The organism is Tsukamurella sp. PLM1 (genome assembly GCF_023168325.1).
Classification (GTDB): domain Bacteria; phylum Actinomycetota; class Actinomycetes; order Mycobacteriales; family Mycobacteriaceae; genus Tsukamurella.
This window is the reverse complement of the sequence record NZ_AP025688.1, coordinates 1,221,145-1,240,941: the sequence shown is the minus strand read 5'-3', so window position 1 is coordinate 1,240,941 and position 19,797 is coordinate 1,221,145. Positions and strand designations below refer to the sequence as shown.

22 protein-coding genes, 1 tRNA gene and 6 pseudogenes are annotated in these 19,797 nt (G+C 70.6%); 13 read left to right on the top strand and 16 right to left on the bottom strand.

Annotated elements, in window-relative coordinates; genetic code table 11:
• Positions 1–62 precede the first annotated feature (62 nt).
• Positions 63–740, bottom strand: a complete 678-nt coding sequence (locus tag MTP03_RS06585; protein ID WP_248491263.1) for a hypothetical protein — start codon at positions 738–740, stop codon at positions 63–65.
• 108 nt (positions 741–848) lie between these two features.
• Positions 849–2,656: pseudogene (locus tag MTP03_RS06580) on the bottom strand (DEAD/DEAH box helicase).
• A gap of 235 nt (positions 2,657–2,891) precedes the next feature.
• Here MTP03_RS06580 and MTP03_RS06575 point away from each other — a divergent pair.
• From MTP03_RS06575 to MTP03_RS06565, 3 genes and pseudogenes are all read left to right on the top strand, one after another.
• Positions 2,892–3,671: pseudogene (locus tag MTP03_RS06575) on the top strand (AMP-binding protein); the annotation flags it as partial.
• 167 nt (positions 3,672–3,838) lie between these two features.
• Positions 3,839–4,021, top strand: a pseudogene (locus MTP03_RS23470) (AMP-binding protein); the annotation flags it as partial.
• Between the two features lie 177 nt (positions 4,022–4,198).
• The gene (locus MTP03_RS06565; RefSeq protein ID WP_248492381.1) at positions 4,199–4,597 is read left to right on the top strand and encodes a hypothetical protein; all 399 of its coding nucleotides are present in this window, start codon (positions 4,199–4,201) and stop codon (positions 4,595–4,597) included.
• Positions 4,598–4,755: 158 nt separating this feature from the next.
• On the opposite strand, the gene MTP03_RS06560 is transcribed toward MTP03_RS06565, so the two are convergent.
• Together MTP03_RS06560 and MTP03_RS06555 are read right to left on the bottom strand one after the other, a co-directional pair.
• The gene (locus MTP03_RS06560; protein WP_248491262.1) at positions 4,756–5,133 is read right to left on the bottom strand and encodes a DUF3817 domain-containing protein; all 378 of its coding nucleotides are present in this window, start codon (positions 5,131–5,133) and stop codon (positions 4,756–4,758) included.
• On the bottom strand, positions 5,130–5,561 hold the full coding sequence (locus tag MTP03_RS06555; RefSeq protein ID WP_248491260.1) for a transcriptional regulator: 432 nt from the start codon (positions 5,559–5,561) through the stop codon (positions 5,130–5,132). The genes MTP03_RS06560 and MTP03_RS06555 overlap by 4 nt, the downstream gene beginning before the upstream one ends.
• A gap of 85 nt (positions 5,562–5,646) precedes the next feature.
• Here MTP03_RS06555 and MTP03_RS06550 point away from each other — a divergent pair.
• A tRNA-Leu gene (locus tag MTP03_RS06550) sits at positions 5,647–5,727 on the top strand.
• 267 nt (positions 5,728–5,994) lie between these two features.
• Positions 5,995–6,351 carry a hemophore-related protein gene (locus MTP03_RS06545; RefSeq protein ID WP_248491258.1) on the top strand — a complete coding sequence of 119 codons (357 nt, stop codon included), beginning with the start codon at positions 5,995–5,997 and terminating at the stop codon, positions 6,349–6,351.
• 70 nt (positions 6,352–6,421) lie between these two features.
• Here the strand turns inward: MTP03_RS06545 and MTP03_RS06540 are convergent, their stop codons facing one another.
• The 11 genes and pseudogenes from MTP03_RS06540 to clpS all read right to left on the bottom strand — a co-directional run.
• Positions 6,422–6,706, bottom strand: coding sequence for a hypothetical protein (locus MTP03_RS06540; protein WP_248491257.1), 285 nt, complete (start codon positions 6,704–6,706; stop codon positions 6,422–6,424).
• 13 nt (positions 6,707–6,719) lie between these two features.
• Positions 6,720–7,946 carry an LCP family protein gene (locus MTP03_RS06535; protein ID WP_248492067.1) on the bottom strand — a complete coding sequence of 409 codons (1,227 nt, stop codon included), beginning with the start codon at positions 7,944–7,946 and terminating at the stop codon, positions 6,720–6,722.
• Positions 7,947–8,021: 75 nt separating this feature from the next.
• Positions 8,022–8,641, bottom strand: a pseudogene (locus tag MTP03_RS06530) (non-canonical purine NTP pyrophosphatase).
• 8 nt (positions 8,642–8,649) lie between these two features.
• Positions 8,650–9,432: a ribonuclease PH gene (gene rph, locus MTP03_RS06525; RefSeq protein WP_248491255.1), complete on the bottom strand. Its 783-nt coding sequence runs from the start codon at positions 9,430–9,432 to the stop codon at positions 8,650–8,652.
• A gap of 46 nt (positions 9,433–9,478) precedes the next feature.
• On the bottom strand, positions 9,479–10,240 hold the full coding sequence (locus MTP03_RS06520) for a cyclic nucleotide-degrading phosphodiesterase (protein ID WP_248491253.1): 762 nt from the start codon (positions 10,238–10,240) through the stop codon (positions 9,479–9,481).
• Between the two features lie 28 nt (positions 10,241–10,268).
• Positions 10,269–10,844: a rhomboid family intramembrane serine protease gene (locus MTP03_RS06515; protein WP_248492066.1), complete on the bottom strand. Its 576-nt coding sequence runs from the start codon at positions 10,842–10,844 to the stop codon at positions 10,269–10,271.
• 110 nt (positions 10,845–10,954) lie between these two features.
• Positions 10,955–11,925, bottom strand: a pseudogene (locus MTP03_RS06510) (PLP-dependent cysteine synthase family protein).
• Between the two features lie 14 nt (positions 11,926–11,939).
• Complete coding sequence (locus tag MTP03_RS06505) at positions 11,940–12,212, bottom strand: MoaD/ThiS family protein (RefSeq protein WP_224646353.1); 273 nt, start codon at positions 12,210–12,212, stop codon at positions 11,940–11,942.
• Entirely contained in the window at positions 12,212–12,595 is a 384-nt protein-coding gene (locus MTP03_RS06500; protein WP_248492065.1) for a Mov34/MPN/PAD-1 family protein, read from the bottom strand. Before MTP03_RS06500 ends, MTP03_RS06505 begins: the two co-directional genes overlap by 1 nt.
• A gap of 67 nt (positions 12,596–12,662) precedes the next feature.
• Complete coding sequence (locus MTP03_RS06495; RefSeq protein WP_371820905.1) at positions 12,663–13,271, bottom strand: DUF2017 domain-containing protein; 609 nt, start codon at positions 13,269–13,271, stop codon at positions 12,663–12,665.
• Positions 13,272–13,556, bottom strand: a pseudogene (clpS, locus tag MTP03_RS06490) (ATP-dependent Clp protease adapter ClpS); the annotation flags it as partial.
• A gap of 137 nt (positions 13,557–13,693) precedes the next feature.
• Between clpS and MTP03_RS06485 the strand changes: the two are divergent.
• Entirely contained in the window at positions 13,694–14,965 is a 1,272-nt protein-coding gene (locus tag MTP03_RS06485; protein WP_248492063.1) for a nicotinate phosphoribosyltransferase, read from the top strand.
• Positions 14,962–15,537: an isochorismatase family protein gene (locus tag MTP03_RS06480; RefSeq protein WP_248491249.1), complete on the top strand. Its 576-nt coding sequence runs from the start codon at positions 14,962–14,964 to the stop codon at positions 15,535–15,537. Before MTP03_RS06485 ends, MTP03_RS06480 begins: the two co-directional genes overlap by 4 nt.
• Before the next feature lie 3 nt (positions 15,538–15,540).
• Here MTP03_RS06480 and MTP03_RS06475 read toward each other — a convergent pair whose 3' ends face one another.
• A complete protein-coding gene (locus MTP03_RS06475; RefSeq protein ID WP_248491248.1) occupies positions 15,541–16,518 on the bottom strand; it encodes an alpha/beta fold hydrolase in 978 nt (325 codons plus the stop codon).
• A gap of 70 nt (positions 16,519–16,588) precedes the next feature.
• On the opposite strand from MTP03_RS06475, the gene MTP03_RS06470 reads away from it, so the two are divergent.
• The 6 genes from MTP03_RS06470 (at position 16,589) to pucL (ending at position 19,792) form a co-directional block, all read left to right on the top strand.
• Complete coding sequence (locus tag MTP03_RS06470; RefSeq protein ID WP_248491241.1) at positions 16,589–17,149, top strand: TetR/AcrR family transcriptional regulator; 561 nt, start codon at positions 16,589–16,591, stop codon at positions 17,147–17,149.
• A gap of 130 nt (positions 17,150–17,279) precedes the next feature.
• Positions 17,280–17,522, top strand: coding sequence for a thiamine-binding protein (locus MTP03_RS06465; protein ID WP_248491238.1), 243 nt, complete (start codon positions 17,280–17,282; stop codon positions 17,520–17,522).
• On the top strand, positions 17,515–17,895 hold the full coding sequence (locus MTP03_RS06460) for a helix-turn-helix domain-containing protein (protein ID WP_248491236.1): 381 nt from the start codon (positions 17,515–17,517) through the stop codon (positions 17,893–17,895). Before MTP03_RS06465 ends, MTP03_RS06460 begins: the two co-directional genes overlap by 8 nt.
• 119 nt (positions 17,896–18,014) lie before the next feature.
• A complete protein-coding gene (gene uraD / locus MTP03_RS06455) occupies positions 18,015–18,536 on the top strand; it encodes a 2-oxo-4-hydroxy-4-carboxy-5-ureidoimidazoline decarboxylase (protein ID WP_248491234.1) in 522 nt (173 codons plus the stop codon).
• Positions 18,533–18,880 (top strand): hydroxyisourate hydrolase, encoded by a 348-nt coding sequence (gene uraH, locus MTP03_RS06450; RefSeq protein ID WP_248491232.1) that lies wholly within the window; start codon positions 18,533–18,535, stop codon positions 18,878–18,880. Before uraD ends, uraH begins: the two co-directional genes overlap by 4 nt.
• 6 nt (positions 18,881–18,886) lie before the next feature.
• Positions 18,887–19,792 (top strand): factor-independent urate hydroxylase, encoded by a 906-nt coding sequence (gene pucL, locus MTP03_RS06445; RefSeq protein WP_248491230.1) that lies wholly within the window; start codon positions 18,887–18,889, stop codon positions 19,790–19,792.
• Positions 19,793–19,797: the final 5 nt, after the last annotated feature.

The following is a 19,797-nucleotide window of genomic DNA, read 5'->3' as shown; positions in this document are numbered from 1 at the left end:
CGCCTCGACCAGTTGCGCGAGCCCGACGGGGACCGGCCGGTCCGTATCGGCGACGTCGGCCTTCATCGCGTCGTAGAAGCCGAGCAGCGGCGCCGAGCCGCGGGTGCGCAGGACCAGGGCGGGCGCGAAGTCGACGTGCGCTCCCCGTCGGGGGCCACCGCCGCGAGCCAGTCCGCGGTGAACTCGCTGCACGCCGGGTCGAGCACCGTGCGGGCCTTCTCGCGCAACCCGGCCTGCAGCTCGGCGGACGCCGACAGGTCGAACGAGGGCAGGCCCGCCAGCAGGAGCGAGTCCTCGACGCGGGGCACCGAGTCCCGCGGCAGGACCACGGTGAGCTTCTTGCCGCGGCGGTCGCGCTCGAGCAGCACCGGCTGGGTCAGCAGGTGCGCCCGGATCCCCACGTCGCCGTCGCGCGCGGTGAGCAGGCCCGAGGCCAGCACCAGCTCGACGGACTCGGGGTGGTCGTTCAGCTCGTCGAACACCCGCAGCAGACGGGCGTGCGGGGAATCCGGCGCGTCGTCGCGCGGAACGGTGAAGACGGTGCCGCCGGGCTTCGCGTCGGCGTCCCAGGCGTCGGTCAGCGCGCCCTCGCCGGCGAGCGGGAGGGTGGCGAGGTGATCGTCGAGGTCGCGGGCGACCACCGACCGGGAGCGGATCAGCTCGTCCAGGTACTGCAGCAGGCGGACGACGCGATCCCGACGGCCACCCGGGCCGTCGCCCTGATCACCGGCGGCGGTCATGCGCTCCTCAAGTCTCTCGGGTCGGCGGCGGCCGACACTCGGCATACCCCTGGTTGAGCTATACCTTGACTAAAGGTTAATACATGTCGGCGCCGACGCCGACCGTCGTCATCGCTTCCGTCCCGCGCGGAACCGCTGCTTGCCCGCGGAGGGCCGGCCCGACGGTGCGCCGGGGTCCGGTTCGAGGTTGATGAGCTGGCCGGAGATGCGGGTGCGGGCCAGCGCGTCGAACACGTCACGCCCCAGATCGTCGGGCAGCTCGACGATGCTGTGGTCCGGCCGGATGCTGATGTGACCGAAGTCGCTGCGCCGCAGCCCGCCCTCGTTGGCGATGGCGCCCACGATCTGCGACGGGGTGGCGTGCTGGCGCTTCCCGACGGCGATCCGGTACGGCATCATCGGCCGGCCCGTCTTGCGATGGGTCGACGGTTCCCTGTCCCGGTCACGGCCGCGCCGGTCGCCGCGGTCCGGGCGATCGCCGAAGTCGCGGTCCCGGCGGTCGCGGGCGTTGCGCTCACGCTCCGGCGGATCGGGCTTGAGCAGGAACGAGGCGCCGTCGCGGGACTGCAGCGCCAGCGCCGCCGCCACGTCGACCAGGGGGACGTCGTTGGCGCCCACGTAGTCCTCGATGAGGCGCCGGAACAGCTGCAGGTGATCGTTGGCGAGGTTCTCGGTGATCGACTCACCGAACTTCTCGACGCGGTGCGCGTTGACGTCCTCGACCGACGGCAGGCCGATCTCGGCGAGCGGCTGCCGGGTGGCCTTCTCGATGGCGCGCAGCAGATGCCGCTCGCGGGGCGTCACGAACAGCAGCGCGTCGCCCTTGCGGCCGGCGCGGCCCGTCCGGCCGATGCGATGCACGTACGACTCCGTGTCGTGCGGGATGTCGTAGTTGACGACGTGGCTGATCCGCTCGACGTCGAGGCCGCGCGCCGCGACGTCGGTCGCGACCAGGATGTCGACCTTGCCGTCCTTGAGCTGTCCGATGGTGCGCTCGCGCTGCGCCTGCACGATGTCGCCGTTGATCGCCGCGGCGGCGTGCCCACGGCCCGCAGCTTCTCGGCGAGCTCCTCGGTGGCCGACTTCGTGCGGACGAAGATGATCATCCCGTCGAACTCCTCCACCTCGAGGAGGCGGGTGAGCGCGTCGAGCTTGCGCTGGTGCGCGACCTGCAGGTAGCGCTGCGTGATGTTCGACGCCGTCGCGGTCTTGGCCTTGACCGTGACCTCGACCGGGTCGTGCAGGTACTTCTTCGAGATCTTGCGGATGCCCGACGGCATCGTGGCCGAGAACAGCGCAACCTGCTTGAACTCCGGAGTGTCGGCGAGGATCCGCTCGACGTCCTCCTGGAAGCCCATCGTGAGCATCTCGTCGGCCTCGTCGAGAACCAGGAACTCGAGGTTCGACAGGTCCAGCGTGCCCTTCTCGAGGTGGTCGATCACGCGGCCCGGCGTGCCCACGATGATCTGCGCGCCCCGACGCAGCCCGGACAGCTGCACCCCGTAGCTCTGGCCACCGTAGATCGGCAGCACGGTGACGTTCGGCATGTGCACGGCGTACTTGCCGAACGCCTCGGACACCTGCAGCGCCAGCTCGCGGGTGGGCGCCAGCACCAGGGCCTGCGGCTTGCGGTTGTTCCCGTCGATCTTGGACAGGACCGGGACCGCGAACGCGGCGGTCTTGCCGGTGCCGGTCTGCGCGAGGCCGACCACGTCGCTGCCCGAGAGCAGCGGCGGGATGGTCGCGGCCTGGATCGGCGACGGGTTCTCGTAACCGACCTCGGCGAGCGCGCGCAGCACGCGCTCGTCGATTCCGAGGTCGAGAAAGGTCACGGGTTCGGGGTGCTCTCGGCCGGCCTGCTCGTCGGTGTCGACGGCGGCGGGGGCGGTGCGCTCGGCACCGAATTCTTCAGACATTGTTTTCCCAGCATATGCGGTACGCCCCGGTCACGCGAAACACCAGCGGATTCGGACATCGTGCGATAGGTTGGTGAACGCTACCTATCGCCTCCGGAACAGGGCCCGTCTCGTCGGGTCGAACCGGGGTGACGGTCGCGCCTCATCCCACTGAAGGAGTTCCCACTTGCGCATCGAGGCCACCGCCGCCACTCGCACCCACGCACCGTCGGACAACCTGACCACCAGGATCCGCGTGCTCACCGCAGAGGCCCCGGCGACCGAACTGTTCCTCCGCCCCACCGGTTCCGGTTGGACGCCCGTGACCGTCGCGGAGTTCGACGAGCTGATCACCAAGGTCGGCAAGGGCCTGATCGCGCGGGGCGTGCAACCCGGCTCGCGGATCGCCCTGATGAGCCCCACGCGGTACGAGTGGGCCGTCCTGGATTACGCGAACTGGGCCGTCGGCGGCTCGACGGTGGCTGTGTACGAGTCCAACTCGGCCGCACAGGTCGAGCACATCCTGACGGACTCCGCGTCGATCGCGCTCATCACGAACAATCGGGAGACGGCCGACCGGGTCGCCTCGGGCGTCCCCGCCGGCGTCGGCGTCTGGGTGATCGACGACGGCCTGATCGACGAGCTGATCGCCGAGGGCGCCGCGGTGTCCGACGCCGACTACGCCGACCGGATCGCGGGCGTGACCGCCGAATCCGAGGCCACGCTGGTCTACACCTCGGGCACCACCGGCAAGCCGAAGGGCGTCGTCCTCACGCACGACAACCTGCTCAGCGAGTACGACGCGATCCACGACGGCCTCGACAAGATGGCCGGGAAGAACGCCAGCACGGTGATGTTCCTGCCGCTGGCCCACATCTTCGCCCGGGCCATCTCGGTCGCAGCCGTGCAGCACTCCATCCGGGTGGCGCACACCGCCGACCTGTCGAACCTCACCGGCCTGTTCGCCGAGCTCAAGCCGACGTACATCCTGAGCGTCCCGCGCGTGTTCGAGAAGGTCTACAACACGATGAGCGCGAAGGCCGAGGAGGGCGGCAAGGGCAAGATCTTCGGCGCGGCGGTCGATACCGCGATCGAGTTCAGCAAGGCGCAGGACACCGGCGGCGCCGGACTGGTGCTGAGGCTCAAGCACACCCTGTTCGACAAGCTCGTCTACTCGAAGCTCCGCGAGGCGCTCGGCGGCAACTGCACCTGCGCCGTGTCGGGCGGCGCCCGCTGGGCGCGCGCCTCGGTCACTTCTTCCGCGGCGCCGGCGTCACCGTGTACGAGGGCTACGGCCTGTCCGAGACCAGCGCGGCGATCACCTGCAACACCCCCACCGAGCAGAAGATCGGCACCGTCGGGCGGCCGGTCCCGGGCAACGAGGTCGCGATCGCCGACGACGGCGAGATCCTGCTGCGCGGTCCCGTCGTGTTCGGCGGTTATTGGGGACTACCCGAGGCGAACGCCGAGGCGCTGCAGGACGGCTGGTTCCACACGGGCGACCTGGGCTCGCTCGACGCGCAGGGCTACCTCTCGATCACGGGCCGCAAGAAGGAGATCCTGGTGACCGCGGCGGGCAAGAACGTCGCTCCCGCGCAGACCGAGGACGCGCTGCGCCAGCACCCGCTCGTGTCGCAGGCCATGCTGCTCGGCGACAAGCAGCCGTTCGTCGCGGCGCTGATCACCCTCGACCCCGAGGCCCTGCCCGGCTGGCTGACCGCCCGCGGCCTGCCTGCGATGACGGTGCCCGAGGCCGCGGCGCACGAGACGCTGCTGGCCGAGATCGGCTCCGCAGTGGCGACTGCGAACTCCCTGGTCTCCAAGGCCGAGCAGGTGAAGAAGTGGACGGTGCTGACCACCGACTTCACGATCGACGGCGGCGAGCTGACGCCGACGCTCAAGGTCAAGCGCAACGTCGTGATGGACAAGTACGCCGACGACGTGGCCGCGATCTACAACTGACACCGCGTCCGGCGCCGCCGGGCCACCACCTCTTCGGGATGACACTCGGATTCTGTCCATCGCAGACTCCGCGTCCGATACGGACAGGATCCGAGTGTCCCGCAAGAGCCACACCTCGTCGTCCCCAATGCCCGTGACGGGCGTCCGGCCGACGACCGTCAGAGCTGGAACTGCGCCCGGATCTCGTCCGAGTTCTTCTTCTCGAAGTAGAACGACGCGAACGGGATCGTGCCCGCGAGCAGCGTGAGCAGGAAGCGCTTGGCCGGCCAGCGGACCTTCGAGCCCAGATCCAGCGTGAACAGCAGGTAGATGAAGTAGCACCACCCGTGGACGGCGCCGAAGTAGAACAGCCACGCCGGGCTCTCCCAGTCGAAGGCCGGCGCCAGGGCGTACTTGTAGATCATCTCCGCGCAGAAGACCAGCAGAATGACGCCCGTCAGGTTCGCCATGAACCGATAGCGCTTGAGAGCGCCGCCCACCTGATCACGGCGCTTGGCCGCCAGCTTCTCCGCAGTCGGCGCCTGTGCGTCGGTCACTTCTTCTCCTCGATGCCGTCGCTGCTCGCCAACTCGGCGAGGAGCTTGTTGTACTCGTCGTGCGCCGGATCGTCCGGCGCGGTCTCGGGGCCCGACGGTGCCGCCGCCCGCGCGGGCAGGAAGCCCTCGGGAAGCGCCGTCATCGGGGCCGCCACGACAGGCGCGATCGGCCCGACCTCGCCGGTCGTCTGTTCGGCCTCGGCCAGCTGTTCCTGCAGCTCCGCCTCGTCCTCGAGCTGGACGAACCGCTTGTACCCCCACAGGAACGCGACGGCGAACAGCGGCCACTGCATGGCGTATCCGAGGTTCCGCGCGGACCCCGCGGACGATTCGAACCGCCCCCACTGCCACCAGCCCAGCGCTAGGCACGCCACCGCGGCGACCACCACGAACGCGATGAGCGCGGGACGATGGCGACGACGTTTCACGCCTTCGACGGTACCCGTCCCGGCGCCCGTGTCCGAAAACCGGTATCGTGACCTGCGCCGCAGCGGGTACCGTTCGCTGTCGCACGCGCCCGTGGCGGAATTGGCAGACGCGCTGGATTTAGGTTCCAGTACCTCCGGGTGTGGGAGTTCAAGTCTCCCGGGCGCACCGTCGGGCCGTCCTGAAGACGGCCAACCCCCGTCGTGGTCATCCCGCGCGGCGCACCGTTTTCGGACATTTTCCTCACGGTCCTTCGGTCTCCTTCTCAGCCGGGATCCCCCTGGACAGACCGGTCGCACCGCGCGGAAGCGGGCCGCACACCGCCGTTACCTGTGAATTCTCTTGGCCCGAACTCAGATTCGCGTCGGTACGTTCGTCGGCGTGGCCCGGACAGCGTCTACCGATGCGACCGGGCGACCACGAAAGGAGAAAGACATGCTCACTCGTTGGAAGATCGCGGCGACCGCCGGCACCGCAGGCGCACTCGCCCTCGCGCCCGCGGCGATGGCTCAGGCAGCACCATCCGATCCCGTGCCGGGGACGAACTGCACGGTCGCTCAGGTCGAGCGGGCACTGGTCGCCGTCTCGCCCGAGGCCGCGGCCATGGTGAACCAGGTCCCCGGCGGCCGCGCCGAGGCGGAGCGCATCCTCACCCTGCCACCCGCCGAGCGCACCGCCCGAATCCAGGAGCTCGGCCATCAGAACCCGCAGCTCGCGACCTACTACATGCAGAACCAGGGCACGATCAACCAGACGATCGGCGTGGTCGCGGCGACCTGCTCGCGCTACTGATCGCCCACCCGGCACCGAGGCGCCGGCTCCCGGAGGATCCGGCGCCTCCGCCGCGCCCCGAGCCCGACCGTCAGGAGATCGGGATCTCCTTGATCGTCGAGTCCGCGTTCCCGGCGGTCTTGCAGTAGACCCTGGCCTGCTCCTGCAGGGCGGTAACGATCAGCGTGGCGGGCTCGGCGCCGTCGTGCTTGTCCTTGTACAGCGTCGTGACCTGCTCACGCTGATCGCCGTCGGACATCTTCAGGTAGTCCTCGCAGGTGGTGTCGCCGCCCTTCGCGGTACACCCGCTCACCGCCAGTGCGAGCGCCACCACTGTCACCGCGCCGAGCCTCGTCCGCGTTCCGATCCGAGTCATGGGTACTCCTTCGTCAGTCCACGCAGGGGATCTGACCCCCGCGCAGGGTGGTGCCCGAGTCCGGGGTGGGCCCGGGCATCGTGCTCGTCGTGGCCGCCGCCCCGCCCGACGGTGCCGTGGTCGCCACCGTGCGCGGCACGGCGTATCCGACCGGGTCCGGGATCGGCGTGCCGTCCCCTTCCGGCGCGGTCGATGTCGTCACCGACCCCGCCGGTTGCTCGTCGGGGTCGGGCACGGACTGTCCGAAGGCCTTCTGCACCTGGGCGCGGATCGCCTTAGGGTCGACGATGTTCACCGCCTGCTCGTCGATCATCTCGTAGCGCAGCACCGGCAGGGTGGTGAACGTGAGATCCGTCCCGGCGATCCGACCGATCTGCGTGGCGAACTGCTGCAGGTCCCAGCCGTCGGACACCACGACGTCCTTCTGCGCCACCGCGATCAGCGACTGCAGTTTGCGGACGTCGCCGAACACGCCCTGCTTCTGCAGCTGGACCATGACCCCGGCGATGAAGGCCTGCTGCCGGTGCGTGCGGTCGAGGTCGCCGTCGGCGAGCCCGTGCCGCTGCCGGACGAACGCGAGGGACTGCGCGGCGTTCAGCTTCTGCCGCCCGGCGGGGAACGCCGCGCCCGAATAGCCGTCCCGCACGGGGTTGTTGAGGCACACCTCCACGCCGCCGAGCGTGGTCGCCAGATCGTAGAAGCCGATGAGGCTGACCTCGGCGAAGTGGTCGATCGGCACACCCACCAACCGTTCGACCGTGGCCAGGGTGGCGGCGCGCGCCGACTCCCGGCTGCGTCGCTCGAGCTCCGCGCGGTCCGAAACCCCCTGTGCGGCCAGCTGATCTTCCACCTCGGCCTTGCGCAGGCCGTACGCCTCCTTGATCTTGCCCTGCGCGCGGGACTTCACGCCGACGAGCTTCACGTAGTCGTCGCGCGGGATCGAGAAGGCGGTCACCTTCGTCCCGTCGGCCGGAACGTGCAGCAGGATCAGGGTGTTGGTGTTGTACCCGCCGTTGTCGCTGGTACCGGCGTGCAACTGTTCGAGCACGTCGGCGGGCAGCGGGTCACCGTTCTGGTCGCGCCGGCTGTCGAGCCCCATGAGCAGGATGTTGCGGGCACCGCCGGTCGACTTCGCCACCTTCGCCTCGGCCAGCGCTCGCGAGACGTTGAATCCACCGACCACCAGATTGGTGCTCCACCAGATGGTTCCAGTGAGCGCGAGCACGACCACGGACAGCATCGCGACGGCCACGCGGCCACCACGCAACCCCGACGGTCTGCTCTTCACGCGGTCACGCTACCGCGCGCGGGCACCCTATTCGGGGACGCGCGCCGCGAGCTCGCGCAGCGGCTCCACCAGCTGCGCCAGCGCCCTTGCGCGGTGGCTGATCGCGTTCTTCTCCTCCGGCGCCAGTTCGGCCGCCGTGCGGTCGGAACCGTCGGGCAGGAAAACGGGGTCGTACCCGAACCCGCCCTCGCCGAGCGGTTCCCGCAGGAGCGTCCCTCGCCAGGTGCCGCGCACCGTCGTCTCGCCCGACTCGCCCGGCCCGCTGACCAGTGCGCACGCGGAGACGAACTCGCCGCCGCGCCGCTCGTCGGGGGTGTCGGAGAGCTGCGCGAGCAGCAGGGCGGTGTTCGCCGGGTCGTCGCCGTGCCGGCCGGACCAGCGGGCCGACAGGATGCCGGGCATCCCGTTCAGCGCGTCCACGCAGATCCCGGAATCGTCGGCGAGGCAGGGCAGGCCGGTCTCGGCGTAGCCCTGGCGGGCCTTGATCAGCGCGTTGCCCTCGAACGTCGGTGCGTCCTCCGGCAGCTCGTCGAAGGGGCCACCTCGTCGAGGCCCACGATCTCGAGCCCGACGATGCCCGCGTCGGCCACCACCTGCCGCAGTTCCCGCAGCTTCTTGACGTTCCGGGAGGCGAGCAGGACCCGCACGGCGGACGTCACTGCCCGAACTTCTTCTTCTGTTCGCCCTCGAACTCCGGAAGCACGCCCGGGTACGGCGCGGCGAGCGCCTCCTTCTGCACGGCGAACAGCTTCTCCGCGCCGGCGACCGCCGAGTCGAGCATCCAGTCGAGCGTGGTGCGCGCGAACGTGGCCCCCTCGCCGGTGCCCTGTACCTCGACCAGCGTGCCGGTATCGGTGGCGACCACGTTCATGTCGACCTCGGCGCGCGAATCCTCCTCGTACGGAAGGTCGAGCCGCACACGGCCGTCGACCACGCCCACCGAGACGGCGGCGATGGCACAGGAGATGGGTTGCGGGTCGGTCAGCTTGCCCGCGGCGCCGAGGTAGGTGACGGCGTCGCAGAGCGCGACGTACGCGCCGGTGATCGACGCGGTGCGGGTTCCGCCGTCGGCCTGCAGCACGTCGCAGTCGATGGCGATGGTGTTCTCGCCCAGGGCCGCCAGGTCGATGCAGGCCCGCAGCGAGCGCCCGATCAGGCGGGAGATCTCGTGCGTGCGGCCGCCGACCTTGCCCTTGGTGGACTCACGGCGGCTGCGCTCGTGGGTGGCGCCGGGGAGCATCGCGTATTCGGCGGTCAGCCAGCCCCGGCCCGAGCCGCGACGCCACCCCGGCACACCCAGCTCGACGCTGGCGGTGCACAGCACCTTGGTGTTGCCGAACTCCACGAGGACCGAGCCCGCGGGGTTCTGCGTGAATCCCCGGGTGATCGTCACGGGGCGGAGTTCGTCGTCGGCCCGGCCGTCTGCGCGTCTGCTCACGCGCCCAGCCTATCGTCTCGGGCCGACTGCGAGCCCGCGGAAGGTGCTACAGCTCGAAGACGTCGCCACCGCTGACCGCGTCGACGGGGCCGTCGTACACCGACCGCGCCTCGGCGAGCACCGCGTCACGCGAGGTCCACGGCGGGATGTGAGTGAGCAGCAGACGACCGACACCCGCGGCGGTCGCGGCCTCGCCCGCCTCGATCCCCGAGAGGTGAACGCCCACCGGACGGTTGGCGGGGTCGTGCGTCCAACTGGCCTCCGCCAGCATCACGTCGGCGCCGCGCGCCACCTCGACGAGGTTGTCGCAGACGCCGGTATCACCGGTGTAGGCGAGGACCTTCCCGCTGGGCGCGGTGATCCGCAGACCGTGCGACTCCGGCGGGTGGAACATCCGGAACGGGCGCACGGTGAACCCACCCACCTCGTGGTCCGTGCCCTCGTCCCAGGCGCGGAAATCGAAGGTGTCCGAGATGTCGTCGAGCATCGACGCCGTCTCCGCGGACGCACGGCCGATCCGCTCGACGGTGTCGGCCGGCCCGATCAGCGTGGCCCGGCCCTGCGCCGGTGTGGGGTGGTAGCGCCGCCACACCAACAGCGACGGCAGGTCCAGACAGTGGTCGGCGTGCAGGTGCGAAAGCATGACGGTGGCCGTGTTCGGGTCCACTCGCTGCTGCAACTCACCGAGAACGCCGGGCCCGAAATCCATCACCACCGGCTCGTGCCCGTCCACCTGCAACAGATACCCCGAGCAGGCCGCTTGAGGACCGCCGACGCTGCCGGAACACCCGAGGATGGTGAGACGCATGCCGCTCATGCTGCCAGATCCGCGATCGTCACGAGGCAATCGCGCCGACCTGACGAGAATTGCCAGGTCCGGACTTCGCCCGCGAACGCCTCCCCAGCAGCACCGCGGCCAGGACGCCGCCGACCGCGCCCCAGAGGTGCGCCTGCCAGGACACGCCCTGCTGGCCGGGCAGGACGCCCCACAGCATGCCGCCGTAGAGCAGCATCAGCACGACGCCCACGATCAGGTCGACCGGCTTCCGGGTGAACAGTCCCCGCGCCACCAGGTACGTCATCCAGCCGAACAGAACGCCGGACAGGCCGATCACCACGGTGTTCGCACCTCCGGTGAACCACACGCCGACGCCCGACACCACCCAGATCAACACGGTGGCCAACAGGAAGCGACCGGCGCCGGCGACGAGGCCCACGAACCCGAGGATCAGCGCGGGAACGCTGTTGGCGGCCAGGTGCTCCCAGCCTCCGTGCAGCAGCGGAGCCAGGGCTATCCCGCGGACCGCCTCACCGCCGTCCCGCGGGTGGATGCCCCACTGGTCCAGGGAATTGCCGGCGAGGGTGTCGACGACCTCGATCCCCCACAGTGCGGCGACGAAGACCGCGACCACGATCGCGGACCGTACGGCCGTGCTCCCGGCCGCGCGCCGCGCGGGCGACCGCTCGTCGTTGATGGGAACCGTCATGGCGACCTCCTCGCGCGAGCGGAGGCGGTGCCGGATCACGCCCAGAGCTGGCCGTCGAGGGCCTCCTCCGCATCTTCCAACGTACCGTCGTACGCGCCGGTCGACAGATACTTCCATCCGGCGTCGGCCACGACGAAGGCCACGTCGGCCCGCTCCCCGCCGCGCGGGCCTGGTTCGCGACCCCGAGCGCGGCGTGGAGCACCCCACCGGTGGAGACGCCGGCGAAGATCCCCTCGTCGTCGATCAGCTGTCGCATGCGCCGCACGGCGTCGTAGGCGCCGACCGAGAACCGCCTGGTGAGCACCGACTCGTCGTAGAGCTCGGGGACGAAGCCCTCGTCGAGGTTGCGAAGTCCGTAGACCAGCTCGCCGTACCGCGGCTCCGCGGCCACGATCTGCACGTCCGGGACGCGGTCGCGCAGATACCGACCGGCGCCCATGAGCGTTCCGGTGGTACCGAGGCCCGCCACGAACGCGGTGATCTCGGGCAGGTCCGCGAGCAGCTCGGGTCCGGTCCCCGTGTAGTGCGCGCGAGCGTTGGCGGGGTTGCCGTACTGGTAGAGCATCACCCAGTCGGGGTGCTCGGCCGCGAGCTTCTTCGCCTCGGCGACGGCGCGGTTGGAGCCGCCCGCCGCGGGCGAGGAGATGATCTCGGCGCCGTACATGGTGAGCAGCTGCCGCCGCTCGGCGGAGGTGTTCTCCGGCATGACGCACACGATCCGGTACCCCTTGAGCTTCGCCGCCATGGCCAGGCTGATCCCCGTGTTGCCGGAGGTCGGCTCGAGAATGGTGTCGCCGGGGCGAAGCCGCCCGTCCGCCTCGGCCTCGGTGATCATCCGCAGCGCCGGGCGGTCCTTGATCGACCCCGTCGGGTTTCGGTCCTCGAGCTTGGCCCACAGGCGCACGTGCGGCGCACCGTCGGCGTCCTCCCAACGGGGAGACAGGCGCGGCAGCCCGACCAGCGGGGTCCCGCCGAGCGAGTCGAGCAGGGAGTCGAACCTGGCCACGGTCCGCGTGCCCGCTACCCGCCGGCCACCGCGGGCAGCACCGTCACGGTGCCGCCGTCGGCGACGGGGGTGTCCAGGCCGCCGGTGAACCGCACGTCCTCGTCGTCGACGTAGACGTTGACGAACCGGTGCAGCGCGCCGTCGGCGATCAGGCGGTCCTTGATCCCGGCGTGCCGGGTCTCGAGATCATCGATGACGGCGGCCAACGTCGCCCCGTCGGCGGGCACGCGCTTCTGGTCGCCCGTGAGCGGGCGCAGGATGGTCGGGATGGAGACGGTGACGGACATCAATCCTCCTCGATGTGGACGGGCTCTTCGGTGATCACGGAATCGACGATGCGGAAACTGCGGACCTCGGCGTCCGGTCCGAGCTCGTCGCGGGTGGAGATCAAGACGTAGTGCGCGGTGGGCTCGGAGGCGAGCGTTGCGTCGGTGCGCGACGGGTACGCCTCGGTCGCGGTGTGCGAGTGGTAGATCACCACGGGCTCCTCGCCGCGCTCGTCCATGCCGCGCCATACGCGCAGCTGCTCGCCGGAGTCGAAACGGTAGAACGTGGGTGAACGCTCGGCGTTGAGCATCTCGATGAACCGCTCGGGACGGTCCGAACCCTCGGGCCCGGCGATCACCCCGCACGCCTCGTCGGGGTGGTCGCGGCGCGCGTGCGCGATCATCTTGTCCACCAGCTCACGCCGGATCTGCAGGCCCGTCACGCCCCCTGCAACCGCCGCGGCGCGCGCCCTATTCCGGCGCGCGGTCCAGCATCACCGACACCAGCACGTCCAGCATCGCCGACAGCCAGTGGTACACGTCCACGTGGCCGGCCCGCGCCGGGTCGTCGGACGACGGCCCGTCGGGCAGGTCGGCGGTGATGCCGAGCAACGTGCCGAGCGCCAGCCGCAGGTCGTTGATGCAGGTCAGCCAGTCCTGCGCCTCGCCCTCGGTCAGCGAGACGGTGCCCGCCCGCTCCGGAAGGGTGGCCAGGATGGTCTGCGCCGCGGTGCGCTTCGCGTCGATCACCTCGGGCTCGTTGAGCGAGCGCAGCGCGCCGTTCAGGTCCCGGGCGTGCTCCCCCGACGGTGCGCCCTCGGCCTGCGGCGCGTTCGCGTCGGGCCGGTAGAAGTCGGGAAGCAGGCGCCGCAGCACCGTTTCCGGCGGAGGCTCCGAGTGGCCCGTGCGGAGCCCGGTGAGCTCGGCCAGATCGTCGTGCGGCGCGGAGTCCTCCCGCTCGTCGAGCAACTCGACCAGGGAGCCCACGAGCGACCGGACGAGACCGACCTCCTCCGGATCCATCTTCGAGACGAAGCGGATGTCACCGCGTACGCCCCGCTTGACCTGCCAGTTACGCACTCAGCTGTCGCGCTGCATCGTCGCCCACAGCCCCGCCGCGTGCAGCTTGCGGACGTCGCCCTCCACCTTGTCGCGATCGCCGGAGGACACCACAGCCTTCCCCTCGGTGTGCACCTGCATCATCAGTTCCTTGGCCTTGGCCGTGCTGAAGCCGAACAGCTTCCGGAACACGAACGTCACGTACGACATGAGGTTCACCGGGTCGTCCCAGACCACGGTGACCCAGGGCTTGTCGATCGCCTCCTCGGTCCTGCGCTCGAGGACCGCGGACGAGCCGGGCTGGGCGCCGGCGCCCGGGGCCCCGGTGCGGCTGCGCTGCTGTCGGTCATGGTTCTAGGGTACCCAGTGTGACGGTAGATGAAAACGGGGCCGACTCCTCCTGGCGCAGCTCCGCCCTGCTCACGGATCAGTACGAGTTGACGATGCTGGCGGCGGCCCTCAAGGACGGCACGGCGCACCGCCCGTGCGCGTTCGAGGTGTTCGCCCGGCGGCTGCCCGCGGGGCGTCGCTACGGCGTCGTCGCGGGGACCACTCGGGTGCTCGACGAGCTGCGGCGGTTCCGGTTCGGCCCGGACGAGCTGGCGATCGCCGAGCGGTTCCTGGACGCCGAGACCGTCGCCTGGCTGCGCGACTACCGCTTCAGCGGCGAGATCGACGGCTACCGCGAGGGCGAGCTGTACTTCCCCGGCTCCCCCATCCTGACGGTGCGCGCCTCCTTCGCCGAGGGCGTGATCCTGGAAACGCTGATCCTGTCGATCCTCAATCACGACAGCGCGATCGCCTCGGCGGCCGCGCGCATGGTCTCCGCCGCAGCGGGGCGACCGCTGATCGAGATGGGCTCGCGCCGCACGCACGAACGGGCCGCGGTCGCCGCCGCCCGGTCGGCGTACCTCGCGGGGTTCTCCCTCACCTCGAACATGGAGGCGGCCCGGACGTACGGCGTGCCGTCGGGCGGCACGGCCGCGCACGCCTTCACCCTGCTGCACACCGGCCCCGACGGCCCCGGAGAGGAGAAGGCGTTCGCCGCGCAGGTCGCGGCGCAGGGCCCCGGCACCACGCTGCTGGTGGACACCTACGACATCACCGAGGGCGTCAACCGTGCGGTGCGCGCGGCGGGCCCAGAACTCGGCGGTGTGCGGATCGACTCCGGCGACCTCGGCATCATCACGCGGCAGGTCCGCGCGCAGCTCGACGAGCTCGGCGCGACGAACACGAAGATCGTGGTGTCCGGCGATCTGGACGAGTACGCGATCGGGGCGCTGCGCGCCGAGCCGATCGACGTGTACGGCGTGGGCACCTCGCTCGTGACCGGGTCGGGCGCTCCCACCGCCGGGATGGTCTACAAGCTGGTAGAGGTGGACGGGCGGCCGGTCGCGAAACGCAGCTCGCACAAGGAGACCCACGGCGGCGAGAAGCGGTCGGTGCGGCTCGCCAAGCGGACCGGCACCATCGTCGAGGAGGTACTGTTCCCGCGCGGCGCGACCCCGACCGTACCCGCCCACCTCAACGCCACCGAACTGCAGATCCCACTGGTGCGAGGCGGTGAGCAGGTCGACGGCCTGCCGGACCTCGAGGCCGCACGCGAGCACCTGCGCGAGGCGCTGATCACCCTCCCGTGGGAGGGCCTCGGCCTGTCGAACGGCGAGCCCGCGATCCCCACCCGGTACGACGCACCGAAGGAGACTCCCGCATGAGCACCGCCCCGTTCCCCGCGGAGCGCGGCGGAGCACTGATCGTCGTGGACGTGCAGAACGATTTCTGCGAAGGCGGCGCGCTCGGCGTGGACGGGGGCGCGCGGGTGGCGCGGCGCATCCACGACGACCTGCTGGAGCGGTACCCCGTGATCGCGGCGACGCGGGACTGGCACATCGACCCGGGCGCCCACTTCTCCGCGACGCCCGACTTCATGGACTCCTGGCCCGCGCACTGCCGAGCTCGCACCGCCGGCGCCGACTTCCACCCGAATCTGCGCCTGCCGCGGCGGGTCCCGGTGTTCAGCAAGGGCGCGTATTCGGCCGCGTACTCGGGCTTCGAGGCCCACGACCCCGACGGCGCCTCGCTCGCGGAATGGCTCGCCGCGCACGAGATCGACACCGTCGACGTGGTCGGGATCGCCACGGACTACTGCGTGCGGGCGACGGCATTCGACGCCCTGTCCGCGGGCCTGACGGTGCGCGTCCTCGCCGACTACACCGCCGGGGTAGCGCGGGAGTCCACGGCAGCGGCCCTGGCGGAGTTCGCCGCCGCCGGGATCACCGTGGCCTGAACATCACCCGCCGGCGCGGAGCCGCAGCGCCGCCAGCTCGGCCTGCAGCTCGTCCGGGTACTGCATCGGCAGCGAATGCGTCCCGTCCGGCCAGACACGCACAGTCGCGTTCGGCAGGCGCCGTGCGGCGGACGCCGCGGCGGCGGTGTCGGTCATGGCACTCCGCTCCCCGAGCCCGACGAAGACTGGCATCGTCAGGCGGGCGCGGGCGGCACCGTCGAGCACGGCGGGCGTCGGGAGCTTAGCGACGTAACCGGAGGTCCCGGAGTCGACCATCGCGCCGACGGCACTCGCCCGCGGGTCACCGCTGTCATCGCCGCCGATCCAGGAGAGCCCCTTCCGGCGCAACGACTCCGGGAGGAACGGCAGGGCCGAGGGAAGCACGGCGACGTACATCTGCCAGCGCAGTCCTGCGAACACGAGGATCGGCTCCCACAGCGTGAGCGAGACGACCCGGTCGGGGTGGCGCGCGGCGTAGTTCGCCGCGGACCACGCGCCGAACGAATGCCCGACGAGGTGGACCCGGCCCAGGCCGAGCGCCGCCCGTACCTCATCGACCCACGCCGCCACATCGTCCTCGCCGCGGATCGGCTTGTCCTGGATGCTCATTCCCGCATCGCCGAGCGCGTCGACGGCGTACACCGCGCCACCGTCGGCGAGCATCCGCGACAGGTTCTCGGCCCACATCGGCACGCCCGACCCCCGCCCCGGCAACAGCAGGATCGGCGCCCGCCCGGGCTGCGGATCACCGAACCGGTACGCCCGCACCACCCCGAACCCGATGCGCAGATCGCGCGTCTCGCGTGGAGCGGGGAGCTCGGCGAAGGCGCGGCGGTAATCCTGCGCGTACTGCTCGTACGCCTGCGCGGAGCGCCAGTAGCCGACGGGAGCGGGGTCGCGCACGAGGTACGCCGTTACCGCGCCGACGACGAGACCCGTCGCCGTGATCGCGACGGCCGCGCGCCGCAGGAGTCGAGACATGAGACCTCCTTTGTCAATGCGTTCGCATTGTATCAGCATTGCGATGCGCTTGCATTGCTATACTCGAGCGATGCCGAGAGTCGTCGACCACGCGCAACGACGCGCCGAGATCGCACAGACCGTCTGGGAGATCATCGCGACCGACGGGATCGGCGCCGTCACGTTGCGCACCATCGCCGCCCGCGGCGGCGTCTCGATGGGGCGGATCCAGCACTACTTCCCCACTCGGGACGCGATCGTGCAGCACGCGCTCCGCGCGCTCATCGACGCCGCCACCGAGGCCAATCCGGTCCCGGCGGCACCGTCGGACACCCTGCGCATGCTGCTCACGCACGCCGTTCCGCACACCGAGGCGCAGCGGCTCGGCTCCAAGGTCTGGTACGCCTACCTCGCCGAGGCGATCACCGATCCGGAGATCGCGGCGATCGTCGGCGAGGCGCTGCAGGGCGGCGAGGACCTCGCGACCACCACCCTCGACGGTGACCGCGCCCGCGCCCGCGCACTCCTCGCGGCGGCGGACGGCTTCGCCTACCGCACCCTCGTCGGGGTCATCACAGCCCAGGAGGCGGGGGCCGCGATCGACGCCCTCCTCGCGGCCCCCGCGGCGCGCCCCGAGGTTACCTCCGAGTAGCAAGCAGCGGATGCCGGCGTTTCCGCAGGAGGCAGTCTGAGCTAACGCTGTTAAGTGATGGGGGTCGGGGTCGAGCGGCGGAGCGATCGTGGTCGGACTCGAGAGCGACGGCGAGGGTTACAGTGCAGAGATGCGACTGACCGCCGAATTCACCAGCGAGCCCTTCGAGGGCGAGGGCGACGTACCCCGGCACGCGGACCGCGCCGTCGGGGTGTTGCGTGCGGCCGGACTCGACCACGACTTCGGGCCTCTGGGCACGTCCGTGGAGGGCGACCGCGATTCGGTGCTCGACGCGCTCCGCGACGCCCTCGACGCCGCGTTCAGCAGCGGCGCCACCCGCGTCACGGTGCAGATCGAGCGGACCGATGACTGACGCGGAACATCCACTGCTCGAAGCGATCCGCGAACTCGTCGACCGGGTCGGCGGCACTGTCATCGGGCCGGACGAGGTGACCGGATCCGATGTGCCGCTACGCTGGGAGGGGCGCACCGTCGGCGGTGTCCGGCTGCCGGCCGCAAGTCCGTCCGAACCCACCCCCGGCGATCTCGACGCCCTCCTTGCGCACCTCGCCGACGAGTTGGGCGGCCCACTGAGCGAGCTGGACCGCAAGGAGAAGCAACGCGCCGTCCGCCTGCTCGAGGAGCGCGGCGCGTTCAGTTACCGCAAGTCGACCGAGACCGTCGCCGAGGCGCTCGGGGTCACCCGTTTCACGGTCTACAACTATCTCAACCGGCTGCGCGCCTGACACCGCGGCGGAAGAACCGGCGCAACAATTTTTCAACAAACTGTTGACGTGACCCACGTCACATGCCATCCTTCGATCAGTGGAAGACATCTTCCGCAGACCGAAAGAAGGCAGGTCACATGGACCTCGAACAGTTCAACGCCGCGGATCCCGCAGAGCTGAACACCACCCTCCTCGCATGCTGCGACGTGCCCGCCTGGGCCGCTGCGGTGATCGCGGGACGGCCGTACGACTCGGCGGCCGACGCGCTGTCCGCCGCCGCCACCGCGGCGGACGACTTCGCCGCCGCCGACGTCGATCGCGCCCTCGCCGCGCACCCCCGCATCGGCGAGCGCGCCGCCGGCGCCTCCACCGAGGCCGCGTGGTCGCGCAAGGAGCAGGCCGGCGTCGCCACCGACGCCGAGACGCAGGAGGCCCTGCTCGCGGGCAATCGCGCCTACGAGGAGCGCTTCGACCGCGTCTTCCTCATCAACGCCGCGGGGCTGGACGCGACGACGGTGCTGGCCGAGTTGCACCGGCGCCTGAAGAACGCACCGGACGCCGAGGCCACCGAGGTCGCCCGCGAGCTGCGGGGCATCGCCCTGCGCCGGCTCGCCCGGGTACTGGAACTGGAAGACGAACTCGCAGAGAGGCAGTCATGAGCACCGTCACCACCCACGTCCTCGACACCGCGCTCGGGATCCCCGCGGCCGGCGTCCCGGTGCGACTCGAACGGATCGGGCCGGGCACCGTCGACGAGGTGGCGCGCGCCGTCACCGACGACGACGGCCGCGCCCGGGACCTCGGCCCCGACGACCTCCCCGCCGGGACCTACCGGATCACGTTCGACACCGCGGCCCACGCCAGCGCGACCGCCCAGGACAACTTCTTCCCCGAAGTCGCCATCACTTTCACCCTCGTCGCACAGGACGACGGTGCCGTGGCCCACCACCACGTCCCCCTCCTGCTCAGCCCGTTCCACTACTCCACGTACAAAGGAAGCTGATCCACCATGGCAATTCACCTCGGCCCCAACCAGTACGGCAAGGCGGAGAACCGCGTCGTCCGGATCTACCGCGACACCGCGCGGCACACCATCCGCGACCTCAACGTCTCCTCGGCGCTGCGCGGCGACTTCACCGACGCGCACATCAGCGGCGATCAGGCGGCCGTCCTGCCGACCGACACCCAGAAGAACACCGCGTTCTCCTTCGCCAAGGAGAAGGGCGTCGGCGCCATCGAGGACTACGCCCTCACGCTCGGTGGGCACTTCATCGATTCGACCCCGAACGCCGACGGCGCCCGCATCGAGGTGCACGAGTACCCGTGGGACCGCATCCAGGTCGACGGCGAGGGCCACGACCACGCGTTCGTCCGCTCGGGCGGCGGCATCCGGTCGACCGTCGTCAACATCGACGGTCGCGGCGCCGACCGGAAGACCAACGTGGTCTCCGGGATCCACGACCTGACGCTGCTGAAGTCGACGGGGTCCGAGTTCCACGGCTTCCTCAAGGACAAGTACACGACGCTCCAGGAGACCGACGACCGCATCCTGGCGACGTCGCTGGTGACCAAGTGGCGCTACAACCACACCGACGTCGACTGGGACAAGTCGTACGACTCCATCCGCGCCATCCTCCTGCAGCGCTTCGCCGAGATCCACAGCCGGGCCCTGCAGCAGACCCTGTACGGCATGGGCGAATCCGTGCTCGAGCAGCACCCGGAGGTCGCCGAGATCAAGTTCTCCGCACCCAACAAGCACCACTTCCTGGTGGACCTCTCCCCGTTCGGGGTCGACAACCCCGGCGAGGTGTTCATCGCCGCGGACCGGCCGTACGGCCTGATCGAGGCGAGCGTGGTGCGCGACGACGCGACCGACGCCGGCTCGGCCTGGCACGGCGTGCCCGGATTCTGCTAGCGGGA

Bases quoted from the DNA above. Each gene is read 5' to 3' on its own strand.
- MTP03_RS06460 (WP_248491236.1), top strand. From the start codon at position 17,515: ATGACTGACGCGGAACATCCACTGCTCGAAGCGATCCGCGAACTCGTC.
- MTP03_RS06535 (WP_248492067.1), bottom strand. From the start codon at position 7,946: ATGCTGTCCGTGGTCGTGCTCGCGCTCACTGGAACCATCTGGTGGAGC.
- MTP03_RS06485 (WP_248492063.1), top strand. From the start codon at position 13,694: ATGCTGGCGGCGGCCCTCAAGGACGGCACGGCGCACCGCCCGTGCGCG.
- MTP03_RS06520 (WP_248491253.1), bottom strand. From the start codon at position 10,240: ATGCGTCTCACCATCCTCGGGTGTTCCGGCAGCGTCGGCGGTCCTCAA.
- MTP03_RS06505 (WP_224646353.1), bottom strand. From the start codon at position 12,212: ATGTCCGTCACCGTCTCCATCCCGACCATCCTGCGCCCGCTCACGGGC.
- MTP03_RS06480 (WP_248491249.1), top strand. From the start codon at position 14,962: ATGAGCACCGCCCCGTTCCCCGCGGAGCGCGGCGGAGCACTGATCGTC.
- MTP03_RS06465 (WP_248491238.1), top strand. From the start codon at position 17,280: ATGCGACTGACCGCCGAATTCACCAGCGAGCCCTTCGAGGGCGAGGGC.
- MTP03_RS06585 (WP_248491263.1), bottom strand. From the start codon at position 740: ATGACCGCCGCCGGTGATCAGGGCGACGGCCCGGGTGGCCGTCGGGAT.
- MTP03_RS06500 (WP_248492065.1), bottom strand. From the start codon at position 12,595: ATGATCGCGCACGCGCGCCGCGACCACCCCGACGAGGCGTGCGGGGTG.
- MTP03_RS06545 (WP_248491258.1), top strand. From the start codon at position 5,995: ATGCTCACTCGTTGGAAGATCGCGGCGACCGCCGGCACCGCAGGCGCA.
- uraH (WP_248491232.1), top strand. From the start codon at position 18,533: ATGAGCACCGTCACCACCCACGTCCTCGACACCGCGCTCGGGATCCCC.
- MTP03_RS06475 (WP_248491248.1), bottom strand. From the start codon at position 16,518: ATGTCTCGACTCCTGCGGCGCGCGGCCGTCGCGATCACGGCGACGGGT.
- MTP03_RS06540 (WP_248491257.1), bottom strand. From the start codon at position 6,706: ATGACTCGGATCGGAACGCGGACGAGGCTCGGCGCGGTGACAGTGGTG.
- MTP03_RS06470 (WP_248491241.1), top strand. From the start codon at position 16,589: ATGCCGAGAGTCGTCGACCACGCGCAACGACGCGCCGAGATCGCACAG.
- uraD (WP_248491234.1), top strand. From the start codon at position 18,015: ATGGACCTCGAACAGTTCAACGCCGCGGATCCCGCAGAGCTGAACACC.
- pucL (WP_248491230.1), top strand. From the start codon at position 18,887: ATGGCAATTCACCTCGGCCCCAACCAGTACGGCAAGGCGGAGAACCGC.